This window comes from Psychrobacter sp. UBA5136 (assembly GCF_002414005.1).
Taxonomy (GTDB): domain Bacteria; phylum Pseudomonadota; class Gammaproteobacteria; order Pseudomonadales; family Moraxellaceae; genus Psychrobacter.
Window position 1 is genome coordinate 26485 of record NZ_DHYG01000016.1, and the last position, 19931, is coordinate 46415.

Sequence of the window (19931 nt, forward strand, 5' to 3'; positions counted from 1 at the left end):
AGGCTGGCATCATGATTCGCTTACATCATCTTAATCAATCACGCTCACTACGTACGCTATGGCTACTAGAAGAATTGGGGCAACCTTATGAAATCATTAGCCATCAGCGCGATGCCAACACGCATCTGGCACCTGATAGCCTAAAAGCAATTCATCCACTCGGTAAATCTCCGGTTATTGAAATGGATGGCGAGCTTTACGCCGAATCTGGGGCGATAATCGAGCTATTGATTGAGCGTTTTGCGCCAGAGCAATTACGCCCTGCGACCGACAGCACTGATTATGGTCATTACTTGCAGTGGATTCACTTTGCCGAAAGCTCACTGATGTTGCCGCTATTGCTTGAACTGTTTACCACTAAAGCAGGCGTTGGCGACAATACATTTTTAACCAGTTATATCGCTCAAGAAAAGCACAAACTGCTGAGCTACTTAGATGACGAGGTGAAAGACAAAACGTTTATCGTCGGCAACAAACTAAGTGGTGCAGACTTCATGCTGTCGTTTGATTTAATCATGCTTGCTAAGCGCGGCGCGTTAGAAGATTATACCCATATCAAACAATATGCTTTGCAACTGACGAGCATTGATAGCTACCAACGCGCCATGCGTTTGGAAGCCAACTATGATGACTCTATTAAGCGCTAAGTAAGATATTTTTAATGGTTTAATAAAAAACAGCTCTTGATGAGCTGTTTTTTTATGGCCAATTAACCATTTAGGTCATTTATAAAGATTTTAAAGGCAAAACTTTTGCTCAAGCCAGCTATTCATAAAGACATTATCAGGATCATACTCGCGGCGTATCTCCAAAAAACGATTGAGCTTAGGATATAAGCTTTGCAGCTCTATACGGCTCAATTTATTGACTTTACCCCAGTGCGGGCGACCTTGCCATTTTTTCATATACTCGTACAGCCATTTAAACAATGGCTCACAGTCCATACCTTTATAGACATGGAACGATAATACCGCGCAATCCTCTCCCTGCGTAGGGCTTAGCATACCCGTCTCGCCTTTATGCGTGCGCACCTCAATAGGAAAGTGCGAGCCTTTATTATCGTTTAATAAAATATGATTGACCTCTGAGATACATTCGTCAAAGTCAGATAATTTAATAAAATACTCAGACTCGTTAAATTTGACGCCGCGCGGTGTCGGGAATACTTCGTAGCTATAGCCTTCGCGCTTGGTATTAGGAATAGAGCTGGCTGATATTTCACTGACCCTTTTGGTCAGCGATGGTTTCATACGAGCCAGCTCACACAGTACATAAAAAGCACCATTCAAGGTGACAATACTGTCGAAATGATCTTTTAGCTTTTGCGTGCCAGTCATGGCTTTGGGCTCTATCACTGAGAGCGTTTTTTGCTGAATTTTATTGGTACCGGGAAATAAAAACCATTCCATATGCCGATGGCTGTGCGCGGTTTCATGAAAACGCGCCAATCCTTCCTCAAAACCCAACACTTCGTTAGATTCTTTAAGACCATATAAGTCGACCACTTTAAGCGTTAATTTGGTAAAAATACCAAGCATACCAAGGCTGGCATGTAAGGCATTACCCAGCTCGTCAGTTTTCGGATCACCGCGATGATGAGTATGCAGATCGCCTTTACCATCGACCCACTCCCACGTTACCACTTGATTGGCAAGAGAACCCAAAGATATCCCTGTGCCATGGGTCGCGGTACTAACCGCCCCTGCAATGGTCTGCGCTTGCACATCACCCATGTTTTCTAACGCCAAGCCATGCTCTTTAAGCGCTGCGCCGATTTCATATAAATAAGTACCGGCGTGTAAAGTGGCAAGCTTCGCCTCTTTATCGACTGAAATCAGACCGCGCATATTATGCAAACTAACGGCAATTTCTTCAGGTTTTGCGCAGCCACTAAAAGAATGTGCCGCGCCCGTGACTCTAACGCGCTTTTTATTTACCCGTGCATTTCTAACAATCTCTTGTAGTTCTGCAACCGATGAAGGCGCCAGTTTTTGCTCAGGGGCAGCGCGCTCGTAGCCTACCCAGTTTTGCCAGTCGTTGCTTCCTTGCCACTGCCTTAATGAAAACATTTGCCCTCTCCTCGGTAGGTTGTCATCGTTTGCTGCTTTTCTGCTTTGTCTGCTGTCGTTTTGGGCAATCCATTGCCTGTTGTCCTATCTGCCTTCTTTATATATTGACCGGACTGTCGATAGCAAATGAGTTCATTAAAATGCTCACACAGCTCGCCTGCTTTTGCATGGCGGCACCAAACCACATCGCCGATACTAAGATGCGGCATGTCGTTGCTGTTCTTAGTTTTGGTAATTGCCATCGGCGTTTGTACTTCGCCAAAACCTTCATCGTTTAAGAGTGATAAATGTTTGGGATAATGGATGACGGGCGCTTTATCGGCGCCCGCTGCACCCGAGGCGATAAAGCCGCCACCATGACAGGTTATGACGCCTTTTTCTGGTTGACGCGTCACGGGTAGCACAAAGCCAGCGGCTGGCTGAAACGCGTCCATACTGTCCATATAATCGAAATAAGCTGGTTTATAATAGGCAGAACCAACGGTTATCTCGCTAACTTCAGGCTGACTTGAGGTGAAATCCATGCTGCCGCTACCGCCACCGTTGACGAGCTTAAGCGCATAGCCCTGTTTATGAAGATAGTCAACGATGGCGCGACGGCGCTGGCTGACTTGTTTTTGTGAGCGATTTTTTAATAAACGAATGGCGGGCGACAATAAAGCCTTGCCCGGTAAATGCTCAGGCAAACCTGCAATTTGCGCCTCATAACCCATTGCCGCACTGACCTTAATATTGGGGTATTTTTTGATATGTTTCAGCAGTTTTTTCACGTCTTTAATGCTCATCAATGCTGAGCGCTTGGTACCGAAATACAGCTTTGGTAGCGGCATCGACATATTGATATCAAGGCAAACCTCAATGGTGACGTCATGGGCTTTGGCAACTGTATTTAATACATCTACATGTTCAGGGCGATCAACCATCCAAATCATGGTCGCATCCCGCTCGGTATAGTCAAAAGTTGCGGCAACGCTTATCACATCCAAAGTTGGATAAGCGCAGAGGATATTATCAAAGCCATTTTCTAGCAGATACAACGACTCATCAGCAGCATAGGACATGAGACCGATAAAGTTGGGAGAGTTATCTTTAATATAGTGAAGAACATCGAGAGAGCGAATAGACTTGGTCGCCAAGCGCAGTTTAACAGCTTGGGTTTTTTGGTTGACCAATTTTATATTATGATCAAGCGCGTCCATATCGAGCCACGCACTCGGGGTTTTTGGCGGAATAATGTGGGCAAAATCCATTTTACTTTCCTTGTAACGACCATTAAACACAGCCTTGTGTTTTTTATTATTTTGGCATTAGATGTCTGCAAAAGACCATAAACCAGCATCATAGTTTGAACCTAGAGCGTAGCTCAGTCAAGCGCCATATTTATAAATAATCAACGGTTGTTAGGTGTTTTAAATACATTCAATTGATAAGCCCATGATTAAGAAGGTCTAAATCAAAGGTGGATTATCTATATTTTAAGCATAAAAATAAGCGCCAACGCTCTCGTCTTTTTAAACTAAAAAAGTACAATCGCTAAATAACCTTAAATTAAAATCATGATAAAATAGTATAAACAGTCCCGAGGCTGTTTTTTGGTTTTTTATGGCCGTTAAATTAGGCGTTTATCGTTTAACGGCGGTTAGTCTAAATACTGCTATTTTTGCTCGTCTGGGAGTCACGCTATGTCACTTTACCTTTTTACAAATTTTATTCTGTGGCGATAGGCAATGAGCAACGAATACCAATTTAAACCGCACGAAAAACCCTTTATGGTGGGCTCCCCCGCCAATCCTGACCATCCTACGCGCCGCAAAGTATTTTATTTACTGATTGGTATTTTTATTGGCATCACTGCCAGCTTTCAAAATGGTCTATTGGTAGCAAACCTGACTCAGATTCAAGGTGAGCTGGGACTAACACCGATCGAAGGCGGCTGGATATCGGTCGCCTATAATATGACCAATGCTTGTATTACGGTACTGCTATACAAAATCCGTCAGCAATTTGGCATGTCGCTCTTTAGTAAAATTACCCTGTTCTTTTTATTGTCTGCGACCACGTTACAATGGTTGGTCAGTAGCCATCTATTGGACACGAGCGCTATCATCATTGAACCTTATTATCTAGAAATCATCGCGCGCGGCTTAAGCGGTATGGTTGCTAGTGCCATGACCGTACTGGCTATTTTTTACTGTCTGCAAGGCATGCCGACCGCCAAACGGATTAGTGGTTTAATTTTAGGTTTTGGCTTAATACAATTTGGTACGCCACTTTCAATGATTATCTCGCCTTATCTCGCCGTCGACGGTCAGCTTGAAACGCTGTTTTTATTTGAATTGGGCTTGACGCTGATTTGCTTTGGCCTGATTAATGTCTTGGAGCTGCCCCCCGGCATCACCGAAAAAGTATTTGAAAAACTTGATTTTTTAAGCTTTGCCTTTTTTGCTAGCGGTCTTGCGGCGTTAGCGGTATTTTTTGTACAAGGTCGCATTCAGTGGTGGACGACGCCGTGGCTAAGCTATCCGCTTATCATCGCGGTGGTGACGATTAGCATCGCCTTATGGATTGAAACGCACCGCAAAAACCCAATGTTACAAGTACGCTGGATGCGTAGCCGCAATATCATTGCTTTTACGATCACAGGTGCGGTGATGCGTATTTTATTGTCTGAGCAAAATGTCGGCGCGGCAGGATTACTGGCCAATTTGGGCTACGGCAATGATCAGCTGATAACGTTTTACGCGGTGATACTTGCCGCCAGTATCTTGGCACTATCCATCAGTATTTTTACTACCAATGCAATGGATTTACGCCGTCCAGTCATTTTCGCCGTTGCCTTAATTGCGGTTGGCGCATGGCTAGATACAGGCGTTTCGCTAAACTCTGCGCCCTATATGTTTTATGTCAGTCAGTTTATGATTGCCTTTGCTGCCGTCTATTTTATGGGCCCCATGGTTTTTGAAGGGATGTTTCGCGCTATCGCTAATGGCCCTGCTTACATTATTAGTTTTTCGGTCATTTTTAGCATCTCGCAGACCGTTGGCGGACTTGCAGGCGCGGCGGCAATTCAAGCATTTACCACGATTCGTACAAAGATGCACTATGCCGATATGGTCAGCTCGCTTAACCTAGGAGATCCTGCCTTGATGGGACAAGTAGCGGGCGCACGTCGTATGCTATCTACCCAAGTCACGGATGCAAATCAAGCAAACGCCGCTGCTATGGGACAAGTATTGCAAGGCATTCAGCAGCAAGCAACGGTCGCCGCCTATGATGATTTGTTTTTTCTTATGGCCAGTATCGCAACCATCACGACGGTGATTTTATTGATTAACTATATTTATTATCGCTACCATAAACGCAATCCACTGGCTAAAGAGCTGGCGGCGATTGCAAAAATGCGGGAAGCAAAATAGCCCAATGCATTAAGGCGTTTTCGCCTTTGAAAATGATGCGTAATATATCAACTAACGAAGACTTATGACAACTACTCAAATTTTAGGAGCGCGGCATGAGCCAAGAAAAATCTGATGAGCTTAACCCAAACCCTCAGACGCCGCCTGCCGCGCCAACCAAAGACGCTGCTGCAAGTCCTTTAAACGAGCAAGAATCTACGGCAAAACCTGCAGCCAGCCCTGCTGGCATGGATAAATCAGCTAACGATAGGCTCGTAGATGGCGACAACCTTACCGATAATGATAGCCCTGTCGATAATAATGAGCCGCCTATGCCGCCAAAGGAGCCGATTCCTAGCAGCGACGGTTGGTCACCGAAGAAGAAATCCTATTTAAATCTAGGGATTTTAATTGCCTTGATTGTTATTGGTGTGGCGCTGATTTTGTATGCTTGGAAGCTGCCGCCTTTTACCCCGACTGTGCAGCAGACCAATAATGCTTTTGTTAAAGGGCAAACCACGATTATCAGTCCGCAAGTATCTGGCTACGTCACTGAGGTGGCAGTAGAGGATTTTGCCAATGTTAAAGAGGGCGATTTATTAATAAAAATAGACGATCGCAGTTTTCGGCAGCAGCTTGAGCAAGCGCAGGCCAACATCGAAGTAGCTATCACCAACCGAGCTAGTAATGAGCAAGATACCCAAACCAGCCAAGCGCAAATAGAGGCACGCGAGGCGGATTTATATAGCGCCAAAGTCAGCGTCGAAAGTGCGCGAGAAGACGTCAATCGCTATGAAGGCTTAGATGCTATTGGCGCGGTATCAAAGGCAGAAGTAGCCCATATAAAAGCCCAGCTTGCAAAGGCGCAGGCCAATGTACAGCAAGCGGAAGCAAACCTACAAGCGGCGCGTGAAAACCGCAAAAAGACCAGCGGTAACCGCTCATCACTTGATGCCAATATCAAAAATGCAGAAGCAGGCGCCAAACAAGCCCAGATTAATTTAGACAATACCATTATCAGGGCGCCAGAATCGGGACAACTGAGTCAAATCAGTGTTAAAGAAGGCCAATACGTGAGCGCAGGTACCCAGCTGATGTATATCGTACCAAAGGGCGTATGGATTATTGCCAACTTTAAAGAAACGCAAGTGGCCAATATGAGTATCGGTGAGCCGGCTACTATTCGTGTCGATGCGCTCGGCGGCGCCAAATTTAGCGGTCATGTCAGCAATATCTCGCCTGCAACAGGCAGTGAATTTAGTGCTGGGGCGGCAAATCCTGCGACGGGTAACTATATTAAAATTGCGCAGCGCGTTCCGGTACGGATTGATTTGGACCAAAACCAAGCGAATCTTGCCCAGTTACGTCCAGGTATGTCGGTTTCAGTGGATGTCGATACCAAAGCCAGAAGTTAAACTAAAAACCAACGCAAAAAAAGCCTCTTTAAGTGCCTGTCATATCAGGTTTAAAGAGGCTTTTTTATGTGTAAAGCTTCTATGAATGAATAAATCTTACGGTAATAAGCGTTTGGTTGTCCAGTTTACCGCGCCGTCCGCGCTGCTATTATCTTGCGTGTACACAATGCGGTCATGCATACGGTTGGCGCGGCCTTGCCAAAACTCAATGTTCTCAATCGTAATCTCATAGCCGCCCCAAAACTCAGGGGTTGGTACCTTGCTGTCCGCTGGATATTTAGCTTGCAACTGCGCAAACGTTTGTTCCATCACGGCGCGGTTGGCAACCTCGCCACTTTGCGGCTGGCTAACCCACGCGCCCACTTGACTGTCATGCGGACGTTTTTGAAAGTAAGCTGCGGATTTAGTCGTATCAATTTTGGCAATACTGCCACTGATACGAATCTGACGCTCAAGCTTGGGCCAAAAAAATAGCGCTTCTGCATTGGGGTTTTCAGCGATATCTTGACCTTTTGCGCTTTCGTAATTGGTGTAAAATACAATGCCCTTCTCAGTAATCTCGCGCAGCAAAACGATACGCACGCCAGGCTTATTATCTGCCCCGCACGTCGCTAAGCTCATCGCATACGGTTCTTGCACTTGCGCTTCTATGGCTTCATTCATCCAAGTGTGTAACAGCTCAAACGGCGATGTGGGGATTGACTGCTGGTCGAGTTGACCTTTCTCATACGATAAGCGCTGATCGGTAAAATCCATACTCATGATTGTTTCTCGCTAACTTTCGAATAGTATTCATTTAATTCTATTTAATACAAAACCTTTAGCCTAGCCTAAAACCGTTTTGATTTTATCGGCTAAATCATTGGCCATCACATCGCATTCTATCTCATCATCCGACTCAACCATGACTCGAATCATCGGCTCTGTGCCTGATTGACGGATAAGCAGGCGACCACGACCTTCCAAAGTAGCGCGCGCTTTATCAAAAGCAGCGACAAGCTCTTCATGTTCAAACGGATCTTGCATTTGCGATAAGCGCACATTGACCAGTTTTTGCGGCAATAGCTCAAAACCTTCGGTCAAATCGCTAAGCGCTTTACCGCGTGCCTGCATCACCGCCAGTACTTGCAAGCCTGCAATAATGGCATCGCCCGTGCGGCTTTTATCCAAGCATAAAATATGCCCGGATGGCTCACCGCCCAGTATCCAGCCATTGGCTTCAAGCTCTTGCATCACGTAACGGTCGCCCACTTTTGCACGGGTAAACGCAATATCAGCATCTTTCAAAGCCAGCTCTAAGCCCATGTTACTCATCAATGTACCAACGACGCCTTCGGCCTTAGTTTGACCTTGGGTAGCAAGGACATATAAAATACCGTCGCCATCGACCAACTCGCCCGTTTCATCGACCATCACAATACGGTCGCCATCGCCATCTAAAGCAATGCCAATATCGGCTTCATACTCCAGTACCGCTTTTTGCAGACTTTTAGGATGCGTGGAGCCGCAGCTCGCATTAATATTAATGCCATCGGGTTTGTTATTAATCGCAATAACGTTGGCGCCAAGCTCGCGCATGACTCTTGGTGCGACGCTATAGCCTGCGCCATTGGCACAGTCGACGACGACAGTTAGATGGTCTAAGTCATATTGATAAGGGAAGCTGCCTTTGCAAAATTCAATATAGCGGCCTTTGGCGTCGTTAATACGGTTGTTTTTACCCAATTGTGCCGGATCGAGAATGGGCATGATGGCATTATTATCGGTATCTGAGGTCGTCATAATCGCGGTCAATTTATCGTTAATCGCGCTTTGCATCTCATCGGTTAATTTTTTCCCGTCACCTGAGAAAAACTTAATACCATTATCAAAATAAGGGTTGTGCGAAGCAGAAATCACCACGCCAGCATCGGCATTAAAGCTGCGCGTTAAGTGTGCAATAGCAGGCGTTGGTAGCGGTCCTAGCATGTGTACGTCGACCCCTGCGGCGTTAAAGCCTGCTTGCAGCGCCCCTTCAATCACATAACCGGACAGACGCGTATCTTTGCCAATCACCACGCTCGGCTTACGCGCAGGATTATTGTTGTTTTCTATCAGCACCAGCCCCGTCACATAGCCTAACTTTAAAATAAAATCAGGGGTAATGGGTAACTCACCAAATTTTCCGCGAATACCATCAGTGCCAAAATAACTCATTATTATTATTCCTCAATTCCATAAAGTAAAAATCAAACGTCCGCACGCTATAATTAGATTAAAACAAAAAAGCCCATCGTTAAAAAGCATAAATTTAATAACAGCTTTAATAGCAGCCTACTAGTATATATTTTCCTTGATTGCCCTCTTTCTTCCTATATGCCTCACACTTTTCGATGCTACAAAAAACTCACCCCGGCAGTAGCGAAGTCTTTTTCGAGTGCAGCAATGATGGGCAACAAATCCAGATAAGCGATCTGGCCGTAGCTAGGCCAAACCAATTCTGTATTTTACAAAAAAAACAGCCAACAATACCAGAGCATTGTTGGCTGTTTGTATCTTGACGTCACTACAACGCTACAGAGCCAAAAGGTTGTACTCACCTAGCGTTAAAAAGTGATTAGTCGACACGGTAGTTAGGCGCTTCTTTCGTAATTTGCACATCATGAACGTGGGATTCTTTCATACCCGCTGAAGTGACTTTAATAAATTGCGGTTTAGTACGCATCTCTTCAATCGTGGCCGAGCCGGTATAACCCATTGATGAACGTAAACCACCTACCAATTGGTTAACGATACCAGCCACTGGACCTTTATAAGGTACACGGCCTTCAATACCTTCTGGCACCAGTTTTTCTACGCCGTCTTTGGCGTCTTGGAAGTAGCGATCTGATGAACCATGCTGACCTGACATCGCGCCTAAGCTGCCCATGCCGCGGTAGGCTTTATAGTAGCGACCTTGGAACAACTCAACTTCACCAGGCGCCTCTTCGGTACCCGCCATCAATGAACCCACCATGATGCACGACGCGCCCGCAGCAATGGCTTTTGCCATGTCGCCTGAATAGCGAATACCGCCATCAGCAATCAAAGGAATACTGTCTTGTAACGCGCTTGCCACGTTATCAATCGCAGAGATTTGCGGAACGCCAATACCAGCGATGATGCGTGTGGTACAGATAGAACCTGGGCCGATACCTACTTTTACCGCATCCGCACCCGCATCGCGCAGCGCTTTGGCCGCGTCGCCAGTGGCGATATTACCGCCAATGACCTGAACATTTGGAAAGTTCTTTTTAATCCAAGAAACTTTATCAATCACACCTTTTGAATGGCCGTGCGCCGTATCAACAACGATGATATCGACGTCAGCAGCAATCAAGGCTTCAACACGTGCTTGGGTGTCAGCGCCTGTACCAACAGCCGCACCAACGCGCAAACGGCCCTGTTCATCTTTACAAGCGTTGGGGTTATTTTCGGCTTTGGTAAAATCATTGACCGTAATCAAACCGCGCAGACGAAAGTCATCATTAATCACAATCACTTTTTCGATACGGTGCTCATGAAGAAGTTTTTTGATATTTTCGTTGCTCTCGCCTTCTTTTACGGTAACGAGCTGATCTTTTGGCGTCATGATATTGCTGACGGGCAATGATAAATTGGTCTCAAAACGCCAATCGCGATGGGTGACGATGCCGATGACTTTATCAGTGCCCTTTTCAACCACAGGCACCCCTGAGATGTTATTGTCTTGGGTCAATCTTAGTAGCTCACCAATCGTCATCTCTGGATGAACCGTGATAGGATCAACCACCGTACCCGCTTCGAATTTTTTGACGCGGCGTACTTGCATGGCTTGCTTATCGATATCCATGCTTTTGTGCAAGATACCCAAACCACCAAGCTGTGCCATGGTAATAGCCATCTCAGATTCGGTGACGGTGTCCATAGCAGCAGAGATAAGCGGTAGGTTTAAGGTGATATTTTTGGTTAGGCGGGTCGTTAAATCAGCAGCTTTTGGTAGGACTTCAGAATAAGCTGGCAACAATAAAACGTCATCAAAGGTTAAGGCTTCATCGACAATTCGCAACATACAGACCCCTAGTGGTGGTTATTTTGATGGGTGGGCAATGCAGTATCAAGTCGATAAATGAACGTTTTGTCAAAATCAGCAAGCTAATATGCAGACTAAAATAAAGGCTTTAGATTGTGAGAAAACCATGAGGAACAAATCCTAAATACTGCTATTCGCTCGGCACGTTATCTATTTATCAGCGGTAATAAAACGATTGAGGAGGTAGAGTTGCCAATATAGCGTCTCTAAACATCCTAAAATCTGATTACACGACGCTTAATAACTGAATTATCCCTTAAAAATAACGCCATATTATACCAAATAAAGCAAGCATTCGCATAACATATTTGTCAGCTTATTTTACCAATATAGCGCCGTTATTTTAGTCTTGCTCTGTTTTAACTTTCACCTGCTTTTACGAGCAAACGCTCCACCGGTAAATAATCCTTTTGTTCATTATATAAATAGCTTAGCATTTGCTCACGCACTTCACACTCGAGCAGCCAAGCATTGACTGGGCTATCAGACGCTTGGCTACAGCGTAGTTTTATAGTGGTTTCTGTTACTTCTACCGTGTACATTTCAGGCTCAGTAACACCATCCCAAAGCTCACTTTTTTTTACCAGCTCAATATATTTTTGCCGTATCGCGTCGATGTCCACGCCATAATCGACGTATAAGTAAATCACCGAGATTTGATGCGACTCAGTATGCGACCAGTTTTCCACAATCTCAGTGACAAAATGACGCATGGGCACAATCAAGCGGCGCTCATCCCATACTTTTAGTACCGCATAGGTATACCCCAAATCCTCAATCGTACACCACTCACCCTCCACCACCACCGTATCGCCAATACGCACGGGCTGCGTGATTGCAACCTGCATGCCTGCGATGATATTTCCTAAAATAGGCTGCGCGGCAATACCGATAACCGCCCCAGCAATACCCGCCGAGGTCAGTAACGTCTTGCCCAAACCCTCGATATTGGTAAATTCGCTCAGGCCTACCCAAATGCCGCCCAAAATCATCACAAAGATAAAGATGCGACGAAAGATAGACACATAGGTGCGGCGGCGGCGTCCTTTATCAAACTGCTCATCGCCTAGGTTTTCGATTTGCAAGTCTTTATAACGATTGGCAAAGAAATTAATCGCCCGAGTGCCGAGCCACATGGCGCTAAACACCAAACCGATCCAAATAATTGGCCGTGTCGATGAGGCAAGCGCATCCAAGTAAGGAAAGCCGCCCGATACCAAGGTGTAGACAGAGGAGAAGCTAATGGTAAAGGTTAAAGGTACGGTGAGCTTACTGACTAAGTCCTCCACACCATTGTGATGAATGGTGCTGAGGCGGTTGCCTTCTTTATCTAAAACATACCAGTTCAGCAGTTTTCCGGCAGCTTTACTTAATAACCAGCCAACGCCCATGGTAAAAGAAAAGAACAAGAATAAGGCTAAAAATTCCCAAATAGCAATGCCAACAATCTTTAGTTTGGTCCAACTGGGCAAATAACGCTCAAACTTGGCAGGGTGATACTGCTCGTATAACTTATCAATATTGGCGACCGTCTGCGCCGAAAATACCCAAAATGGTGCGCTGTCATCAATGCGAACACGCTCAAGGTGAATCGGTACACGGCGGTCACGATACACAATATAGCCTAGCTGAATCGAGCGCCTTGGAATGCCTTGGATACTGTTATTGCTACCAAGCGGCGGTTCAATCAAGCCATCAGGACGGTCGGGCAACTTATCAAACACATACAGCTTTTTTTCCATCAATAAAAAATCAAGTTGTTTGGTAAGCTCCATCGCGCGACTAGGCTGCAACTTTTCATCAATTAAATTCATATTAAGCGCATAAGCCGCCAAGTCGTACTGCTGCTTCATGACCGCTGATTGAAAAAACTCTAAAGTTGCCAGCGGTGTCGATAAGTTTGGCGGTTCAGCTAATGGCGGCAAGCCTGCATTTAGCTTACTTAAAACATAGTAGCTTTCGTTATATTCGCCCGTCAGACCAGAATCACCCTGCAGCACCCCTGCTTGCTGTACCGAGGTTTTTTCAAGCGGGCTTATCACTTCTTCTGCAATGGTAGAGAGGCTCAGATCTTCTCTTTTAAGCTCATCGATTTTTTGCTCGGCATAATCAGCGAGCGTTTCTGGCGCGGCAGCGGCTGATGCTTTTGGATTATTTTGACTGTCAGCCGCCTGATTTTCAGTCGCTTGATTTTCAGTTGCTTGTTTATCCGCCGCTTGATCTACAAAAGCAGGATTATTGACCGCCGCTTGATCACTGCTAGCGGCATAAGCGGGCAAATAAATAGCACTCGAGATAATAATAAGCACGCTAAGCATAAGTTGCCCTATGCTTAAAAACTTTATAAGCCATCTATCGCTAGTCATAGCGCTATTCGAGCTTTCAAAGCGAAAAAAATCAGCGTCGTCAGTATCGCCCGTGCTAGGCGTTTGGGTGTTTTTAGCGATTAAAGGCTGAGAAGAATGTTTCATACGATAAAGTTCTTGGCGGAATATTAAATTTGCATCTACGTTTAAGCTAATGCACGGAACAAAAAAAAGCCAGCGTGAAGCTGACTTAATTTATGGGTAAACTGTTAATCGATACAATTGGTTATATGGAGAATATAACTTAAGCGCGGCGCCAAGTCGTACCCGTACGGCTGTCTTCAAGCTCAATACCCGCCGCTTTTAACTGCTCGCGTATCTCGTCAGCACGGGCAAAGTCTTTATTGGTTTTGGCATCCGCACGCGCGGTGATTAACTCATCAATAGCAGCGTCGCTTAAACCGCCCTCTTGCGCCTCACCAACGACCGCTTGTAAAAACTGCTGTACGGGTAGCTGCAATATATTGAGTGTCTGCGCCAGAGCTTTTAGCTGCTGTGCCAATTGCCATGCGGTTTCTACTTCTTCCGCTTTAACCGCTTTATTGATATCGCGCGCCAACCCGAACAATACGCTGATAGCCGTTGAGCTATTAAAATCATCATTCATGGCTTTGATAAAATCTTGTCCCGCCGCACTACTATAAACCGATTTTGCAAGCTTATCATCAAGGATAAGCTCTTGCCCTTTTTGTTGTTCAGCGGCCTTGATAGCTTGATACAATCTGCTTAGGCTATTGTGCGCTTCATCTAAAGCTTTATCTGAGAAGTTGACTTGGCTGCGATAGTGACTTGATAGTAGGAAAAAACGCACGGTTTCAGGATGGTACTTGGCAATCACATCGCGAATGGTAAAGAAATTATTTAGCGATTTGGACATTTTTTCGCCGTCGACATTAATAAAGCCAACGTGCATCCAATTGCGCGCGTACTCACAGCCCGTTGCCGCTTCAGATTGCGCTATCTCATTTTCATGATGCGGGAACTGTAAATCATGACCACCGCCATGGATATCAAAGGTATTCCCAAGATGCTGGGTCGACATCGCCGAGCACTCAATATGCCAGCCTGGGCGCCCCTGCCCCCATGGCGATGCCCATTGTGGCTCGCTAGGTTTCGCCGCTTTCCAAAGCACAAAGTCAAACGGATTGCGCTTGTCATTTTCGACATCAACGCGCGAGCCCGCTTGCATGTCATCCAAATTACGCTTGGATAATTTGCCATAATCAGGAAAGCTATCGACTGCATAATAGACGTCGCCATTATCGCCAGCATAAGCGTAATCATTGCTGACCAATTTGCCAATCATCTGCTGCATCTCATCGATATAATCGGTCGCGCGCGGCTCAGCATCAGGCGCTAAGCAGCCCAGTGCCGCGAAATCTTCGTGCATCGCTTCGATAAAACGCTGCGTTAAGGCACCAATTTCCTCGCCGTTTTCGACAGCGCGGGTGATGATTTTGTCATCTATATCGGTGATATTACGCACATAATTGACGTCATAACCCAATTGCTTAAGCCAGCGCACCACCATATCAAAAGCAACCATCATCCGCGCATGACCGATATGACAATAATCATAAACCGTCATGCCGCACACATACATGCCAACTTTGCCCGCAACAAGTGGCTTGAATATCTGCTTGCGTCCGTTAAGTGAGTCATAAATGGCAAGCTGAGACATCGCGTCTGCAAGAGGTGTGGTCATAAAAAAAGCCTTTTGATAAAAAATATAAGGAATAAATGAGCTTATTTACCCTGCATTCTATAGTGATAAAAACGTCACTTTTTGAAAGTATTGAACGCAATGATTACTTTAAGAAAAGCAGCAATAGAAAACTTAACCCATTATCTTAGCGAAAATGCTCGTAAAATACTACAATGAGCACATAAGTAAGACTTTGCAATGATAAAAAACACTGACCGCTAAGGATGCAAACATGGGCAATCGTTTAAGCAAAATATATACACGTACCGGAGATGACGGCACCACGGGCATGGCAGATGGTAGCCGCGTGAGTAAAGCGGATAATTTATTTAACGTCATGGGTGATGTTGATGAGCTCAACTCACACATCGGCTTAGTACGCGCGCAATTGGCACAAATGACGACTGATGCGAAACAAAAAGCCGATTTTGCGCAAGCATTGGTCATTATTCAGCACTTATTATTTAACATTGGCGGCGAGCTTGCCATGCCAGAATATGAAGGCGTAAATAGCGCTCACATTGAATGGTTGGAGCAGCAAATTGATAGGATGAATAGCAGCCTGCCCGCGCTAAAAGATTTTATCTTGCCGACCGGCTCCGTGCTGGTCAGTCAATTGCATGTGGCACGTACTGTCTGCCGCCGAGCTGAGCGCCAAGCGGTGTTATTGCAACAACAGCGCCCAGAAGCCATCCGTCCGACCGCCATTAGCTTTATCAATCGCTTGTCTGACTGGCTATTTGTCGCCGCGCGTTTTTGCACCGACCCTGAACAAGTTTCTGAAGTGCTCTGGGACAGTCAAGTATTACAAAAATTCGCTGATAATAAATAGTTTATCATTTACGGCTTACTGTTTACTGCTCTCTAAATATTGACAGCTAAAAACTGATACCAATAAAAGAAACGCCCGCAATTGCTGACAGCGACGGGCGTTTTTGATATTAAGTGCTAAGTTTTAAATGTTAAGCTTTAAGACAAACTACTGACGCACTATTAATAAGTTGCGTCTTTATCTTCGATAATCACCATATCGATACTGTCATCTTTCGGCACTGATTTTGGTGTGGTCGGAGTTGCAGGTGCTGATGCCGAAGTGCTAGGTGCTTTGGCGGCTTGATTGCTGCTATCTTGACTGCTGCTTTGACCGTTTTGATTTATAGTGGGCGGCGTAGCAGGTTCAGCTGGACGTATAGGCGCCACTGGCGTGACTGGTTTTGGTTGACGCGTTTGATTTTCGCTATTGTTTTGCGCAGCACGGCGGCGCTCTGCTTCTTGCGCGGCGCGCTTAGCATTTTGCTCTTCTAGCGCCGACTGAAAGACTGAGCCTGCTACCACTTCTGACACCACGGTAAGCAACGCAGGCTGCCCAGCGATACGCGTACGTACTTGGCCACCTTGCGTACCAACGACATAAGTAAAGGCATCATCAACGAGCATGTTGTTATTGATACGGATATTGTCGTTGGCCAAACGCGATTGCAGACTTGGCTGATTGTTAGCCGCTTGCAGCTGGCTGGCTTGATATAAGTCCTCACTTGGCAAGGTCATGCTGACGCTCGCCTGACACGTGGTCATGCCATTGTCGTTGGTAGCTTGTAATACCGCGGCGTTTTGCACATCGATGACGATACCATTGGTTTTAGCGGTGATAACGCCACTACTTAAACCAATTTCGGCATCGTTCGCGTAACTTGTCGCTAGCGTTTGAGCTTGTTGATTGAGCGTATTTTTTAAGGCTGATTTGAGGCGGTCTTGAACCATTGGGTCATCACAGCTCACCGCCGTAGCAGCCGCGTTTTCATTAGCGGCGATTTCTTCGGTCAGCTCTGCAGTTTCCGTCGGGTCTTCTTTTTCTGAGCGGTCACAGCCAGCAAGCACCAAACTACATGCGATACCTATACCAGCAACTTTATACCACTTGCTCAAACTTTTATTTGCTACGCTCATCTTTTTTTTGCTCCAATTTCTTGATTCGTACCGCCACCGACGGACAGTGTTTGACATTCAAAGCTTTACACGCACATCATCACGTTTAATCCGTATTTAATTCGTAATGGTCATCGTGCAAGTTTTGAAAACCCCATTATTATACGGTGTTTGTTTTAAATGGTCATCAGTGTAGCCTACCGATATACAAATAACGTCTAACATTGGGCGCAAAACCTCGGTTTGGTTGCAAAAACGCTACAAATACATATGTAAATAATGGCGTAGTTTTTAACTCGTGCAATTCTTGACTCGCCTTACTAATGGTTAAATATTCTGTAGGTGGAGAATGTTTGGTGAGTAGAGATTGTATTAGACCCAGTTTTGCAGAAACGCTATGATGACGGTAAAAATGATCAATAGTTATTTATAATGATAAATCTAAACAATACACTTTTATTGGGGCATCGCGGCGCGCGCGGTGAAGCGCTAGAAAACACCTTAGCGGGCTTTAAGCTTGCACAAAAACTGCAAACCGCTGGCTTAGCAGGGGTTGAATTTGATGTGCAGCTAAGTGCGGATGGGCACTTGGTGGTTTTTCACGACGATAATTTACAACGCTTGTGCGCTCAGCAATCGTGCGTTGATCAGTTAAGTCTTGCCGAAATTCAGCGCCATTTACAGTCCGGTCACGCAATTACGCCGTTAGCCTATATAGCGTCCGTACTAGAAGGCTTTAATTATATTGAGCTTGAGATTAAAACGCACGAGCGCACGGATTATAGTAAATTGATTAAAGCATTAACGCGCGACTTGATTGACAGTCCGCTTGCTCGCCTACCAATAGCGCTGACCAGTTTTGATGTTGAGCTGCATGCACGGCTGCAACGCAATAAAAGCTTACAACATCTGCCGCGCGGTTTACTGATTCGTACGCTCGAGACCTTGATCACGGCGCCGCATACTGCCTTGCAACTTGGCTGCGTCCAGTTGGGTATTCACTACCCGCTGCTCAATCAAGCGGTCATTACCCACTGCCATCGTTATCACTTGCCTGTAAGTGCGTGGACAGTCAATGATAGCGAGATAATTAAACAGCTGATAGCTTGGCAAGTCGACGTCATTATCACCGATTATCCAACTCAATTCCTCACGCGTTAAGTAAGTAAAATTCTTACCCAGCTTTTTCTCATTCTTCAAAAAAACTGCTTAGTATTTTATTTAAAAAGCCACCTAATTAATTATCTGCATAGTCACTAAAATATTTCGCTGGTCTACATATTTGCCGTTTTACTTACACTTTTACTTAGTTGCTGATAAGTCAGGGATTTTTTGCATTAATACCTTCTATAACTCATACAAGTTATTGTTATTTAGCAATATTTTTCTAGTGTATAACTGTTCACTTTATACTTTATTTAGGGTAAGATGGAGGCTGAAATTAATATCATTAGGAATATTACATGATTGCTAAAAAAGTAATAGGCTTACCACTTAGGGGCTTGCGTTTCGCTATAAAGTCTGGTGATACGCTTATACAGCATGCTGGCACTCAGGCGCTGCGCGTTAAGACGTGGCTTGATAATCGCAAAAGCAAAACTGATGACGCTGCCAATACGCAGTTTGCTACGACTAGCGGTTATAAAGACGCGAATGCAGTGGCCAACTATGAGGGTATCGATCCTCTGGAGCTTGAATTTCAAAAGTCGCCAATCAACTTGGTTCCAGCGATTTTTCTAATTACAACGCCCATTGCTGCTGCGGTTATTACCCCTTGGTACTTACTAACCCATGAGGTTAGTGCGCCAGTTTGGGGTGTATTTGGCGCCTTTATGGTGTGGACTGGTATCAGTATTACCGCAGGCTACCATCGCCTACTGTCGCACCGTGCCTATAAAGCGCATCCTTTGGTAAAAAACTTCCTATTACTTGGCTCAACCCTTGCCGTTCAAGGCTCTGCCTTTGACTGGGTATCAGGCCACCGTACGCATCACCGTCATGTTGATGATCGTATGGAAGATCCTTATTCAGCAAAACGCGGTTTTTGGTTCAGTCATATTGGCTGGATGTTACGCAATTATCCTAGTGGTAAGTTTGACTATAAAAACATTCCTGATTTAACCAGAGATAAAGTGCTACAAATTCAGCATAAATACTATGGTTTATGGGTAATCGCTACCAACGTTGCGATGGTTGCGGCAGTTGGCTGGTTAATTGGTGATGTTTGGGGTACGCTCGTATTGGCAGGTCTACTGCGTTTGGTACTGACCCACCACTTTACCTTCTTTATCAACTCGCTATGCCACATGTTTGGCACGCGTCCTTATACCGATACCAATACGGCGCGTGATAACTTTTTCCTCGCTATCTTTACGTGGGGTGAAGGCTACCATAACTATCACCATTTCTTCCAATACGACTATCGTAATGGCGTAAAATGGTGGCAATACGATCCAACTAAATGGTTGATTGCTGGTTTATCTAAACTTGGCCTAACGAGCGAATTGCGTACCGTTGATGACACCACCATCAAGCATGCAGAAGTGCAAATGCAGTTTAAAAAAGCCCAGCAGCAAATTGATAATGCAACCTTAGGTGGTCTGGATATTTCTCATGCGATGAAGAGCTTCCAAGATCGTATCAAGTTTGAATACGAAGCTTTTATGCAAACGGTCGAAGAATGGCAAGCGCTAAAAGCCAAAACCATTGAGCTGAAAAAGACAGAGTTTGCCGATCGCTTGCATGAAGTTGAAGAGTTGCTAAAACACGACTATGCCAAAGTTGAGCAAAAGATACTCGCGCATAATAGCAATCTAAAAACTGCGTTTCGCTCTATCGGCCAAAGCCCAAAAGCGGCGTAAGCGTTCATAGCAAATCAATTATCTAACTTTCTTATTGTATGTCTCTCCTACCCTCTATCTGTAAAGATAGGGGTTTTTTTTAATAATGATTTGGGCGCTAATTA

14 protein-coding genes are annotated in these 19931 nt (G+C 45.2%); 6 read left to right on the forward strand and 8 right to left on the reverse strand.

Annotated features, from left to right (window positions below):
• Positions 1–11 precede the first annotated feature (11 nt).
• The gene (locus B4240_RS02135) at positions 12–647 is read left to right on the forward strand and encodes a glutathione S-transferase family protein (protein ID WP_296236597.1); all 636 of its coding nucleotides are present in this window, start codon (positions 12–14) and stop codon (positions 645–647) included.
• Between the two features lie 90 nt (positions 648–737).
• On the opposite strand, the gene B4240_RS02140 is transcribed toward B4240_RS02135, so the two are convergent.
• Together B4240_RS02140 and B4240_RS02145 are read right to left on the reverse strand one after the other, a co-directional pair.
• Positions 738–2069: a D-arabinono-1,4-lactone oxidase gene (locus tag B4240_RS02140; protein ID WP_296236598.1), complete on the reverse strand. Its 1332-nt coding sequence runs from the start codon at positions 2067–2069 to the stop codon at positions 738–740.
• Complete coding sequence (locus B4240_RS02145) at positions 2057–3319, reverse strand: alanine racemase (protein WP_296236599.1); 1263 nt, start codon at positions 3317–3319, stop codon at positions 2057–2059. Before B4240_RS02145 ends, B4240_RS02140 begins: the two co-directional genes overlap by 13 nt.
• Before the next feature lie 477 nt (positions 3320–3796).
• Here B4240_RS02145 and B4240_RS02150 point away from each other — a divergent pair, with 477 nt between their 5' ends.
• Positions 3797–5485, forward strand: coding sequence for an MFS transporter (locus tag B4240_RS02150; RefSeq protein ID WP_296236600.1), 1689 nt, complete (start codon positions 3797–3799; stop codon positions 5483–5485).
• A gap of 95 nt (positions 5486–5580) precedes the next feature.
• Positions 5581–6879, forward strand: a complete 1299-nt coding sequence (locus B4240_RS02155; protein WP_296236602.1) for an HlyD family secretion protein — start codon at positions 5581–5583, stop codon at positions 6877–6879.
• Positions 6880–6975: 96 nt separating this feature from the next.
• Here the strand turns inward: B4240_RS02155 and pdxH are convergent, their stop codons facing one another.
• From pdxH to cysS, 5 genes are all read right to left on the reverse strand, one after another.
• Positions 6976–7635 carry a pyridoxamine 5'-phosphate oxidase gene (gene pdxH, locus B4240_RS02160; RefSeq protein ID WP_296236619.1) on the reverse strand — a complete coding sequence of 220 codons (660 nt, stop codon included), beginning with the start codon at positions 7633–7635 and terminating at the stop codon, positions 6976–6978.
• Between the two features lie 69 nt (positions 7636–7704).
• Positions 7705–9075 carry a phosphoglucosamine mutase gene (glmM, locus tag B4240_RS02165; RefSeq protein ID WP_296236604.1) on the reverse strand — a complete coding sequence of 457 codons (1371 nt, stop codon included), beginning with the start codon at positions 9073–9075 and terminating at the stop codon, positions 7705–7707.
• Between the two features lie 400 nt (positions 9076–9475).
• Entirely contained in the window at positions 9476–10948 is a 1473-nt protein-coding gene (guaB, locus tag B4240_RS02170; protein ID WP_296236606.1) for an IMP dehydrogenase, read from the reverse strand.
• A 380-nt stretch (positions 10949–11328) separates the two neighbouring features.
• Complete coding sequence (locus B4240_RS02175; RefSeq protein WP_296236607.1) at positions 11329–13440, reverse strand: mechanosensitive ion channel family protein; 2112 nt, start codon at positions 13438–13440, stop codon at positions 11329–11331.
• Between the two features lie 139 nt (positions 13441–13579).
• Positions 13580–15040, reverse strand: a complete 1461-nt coding sequence (gene cysS, locus B4240_RS02180; RefSeq protein ID WP_296236609.1) for a cysteine--tRNA ligase — start codon at positions 15038–15040, stop codon at positions 13580–13582.
• Between the two features lie 232 nt (positions 15041–15272).
• Here cysS and B4240_RS02185 point away from each other — a divergent pair, with 232 nt between their 5' ends.
• Positions 15273–15872 carry a cob(I)yrinic acid a,c-diamide adenosyltransferase gene (locus B4240_RS02185; protein WP_296236610.1) on the forward strand — a complete coding sequence of 200 codons (600 nt, stop codon included), beginning with the start codon at positions 15273–15275 and terminating at the stop codon, positions 15870–15872.
• 161 nt (positions 15873–16033) lie between these two features.
• Here the strand turns inward: B4240_RS02185 and B4240_RS02190 are convergent, their stop codons facing one another.
• On the reverse strand, positions 16034–16987 hold the full coding sequence (locus B4240_RS02190) for a hypothetical protein (protein ID WP_296236611.1): 954 nt from the start codon (positions 16985–16987) through the stop codon (positions 16034–16036).
• Positions 16988–17398: 411 nt separating this feature from the next.
• Here B4240_RS02190 and B4240_RS02195 point away from each other — a divergent pair, with 411 nt between their 5' ends.
• Positions 17399–18127, forward strand: coding sequence for a glycerophosphodiester phosphodiesterase (locus tag B4240_RS02195; RefSeq protein WP_296236612.1), 729 nt, complete (start codon positions 17399–17401; stop codon positions 18125–18127).
• Positions 18128–18651: 524 nt separating this feature from the next.
• Entirely contained in the window at positions 18652–19827 is a 1176-nt protein-coding gene (locus tag B4240_RS02200; protein WP_414707075.1) for an acyl-CoA desaturase, read from the forward strand.
• Positions 19828–19931: the final 104 nt, after the last annotated feature.

Excerpts from the sequence above, each read along its gene's own strand:
- B4240_RS02140 (WP_296236598.1), bottom strand. The coding sequence starts at position 2,069 with ATGTTTTCATTAAGGCAGTGGCAAGGAAGCAACGACTGGCAAAACTGG.
- B4240_RS02195 (WP_296236612.1), top strand. The coding sequence starts at position 17,399 with ATGATAAATCTAAACAATACACTTTTATTGGGGCATCGCGGCGCGCGC.
- B4240_RS02155 (WP_296236602.1), top strand. The coding sequence starts at position 5,581 with ATGAGCCAAGAAAAATCTGATGAGCTTAACCCAAACCCTCAGACGCCG.
- B4240_RS02135 (WP_296236597.1), top strand. The coding sequence starts at position 12 with ATGATTCGCTTACATCATCTTAATCAATCACGCTCACTACGTACGCTA.
- guaB (WP_296236606.1), bottom strand. The coding sequence starts at position 10,948 with ATGTTGCGAATTGTCGATGAAGCCTTAACCTTTGATGACGTTTTATTG.
- cysS (WP_296236609.1), bottom strand. The coding sequence starts at position 15,040 with ATGACCACACCTCTTGCAGACGCGATGTCTCAGCTTGCCATTTATGAC.
- B4240_RS02185 (WP_296236610.1), top strand. The coding sequence starts at position 15,273 with ATGGGCAATCGTTTAAGCAAAATATATACACGTACCGGAGATGACGGC.
- B4240_RS02190 (WP_296236611.1), bottom strand. The coding sequence starts at position 16,987 with ATGAGCGTAGCAAATAAAAGTTTGAGCAAGTGGTATAAAGTTGCTGGT.
- glmM (WP_296236604.1), bottom strand. The coding sequence starts at position 9,075 with ATGAGTTATTTTGGCACTGATGGTATTCGCGGAAAATTTGGTGAGTTA.
- B4240_RS02145 (WP_296236599.1), bottom strand. The coding sequence starts at position 3,319 with ATGGATTTTGCCCACATTATTCCGCCAAAAACCCCGAGTGCGTGGCTC.
- B4240_RS02150 (WP_296236600.1), top strand. The coding sequence starts at position 3,797 with ATGAGCAACGAATACCAATTTAAACCGCACGAAAAACCCTTTATGGTG.
- B4240_RS02175 (WP_296236607.1), bottom strand. The coding sequence starts at position 13,440 with ATGAAACATTCTTCTCAGCCTTTAATCGCTAAAAACACCCAAACGCCT.
- pdxH (WP_296236619.1), bottom strand. The coding sequence starts at position 7,635 with ATGGATTTTACCGATCAGCGCTTATCGTATGAGAAAGGTCAACTCGAC.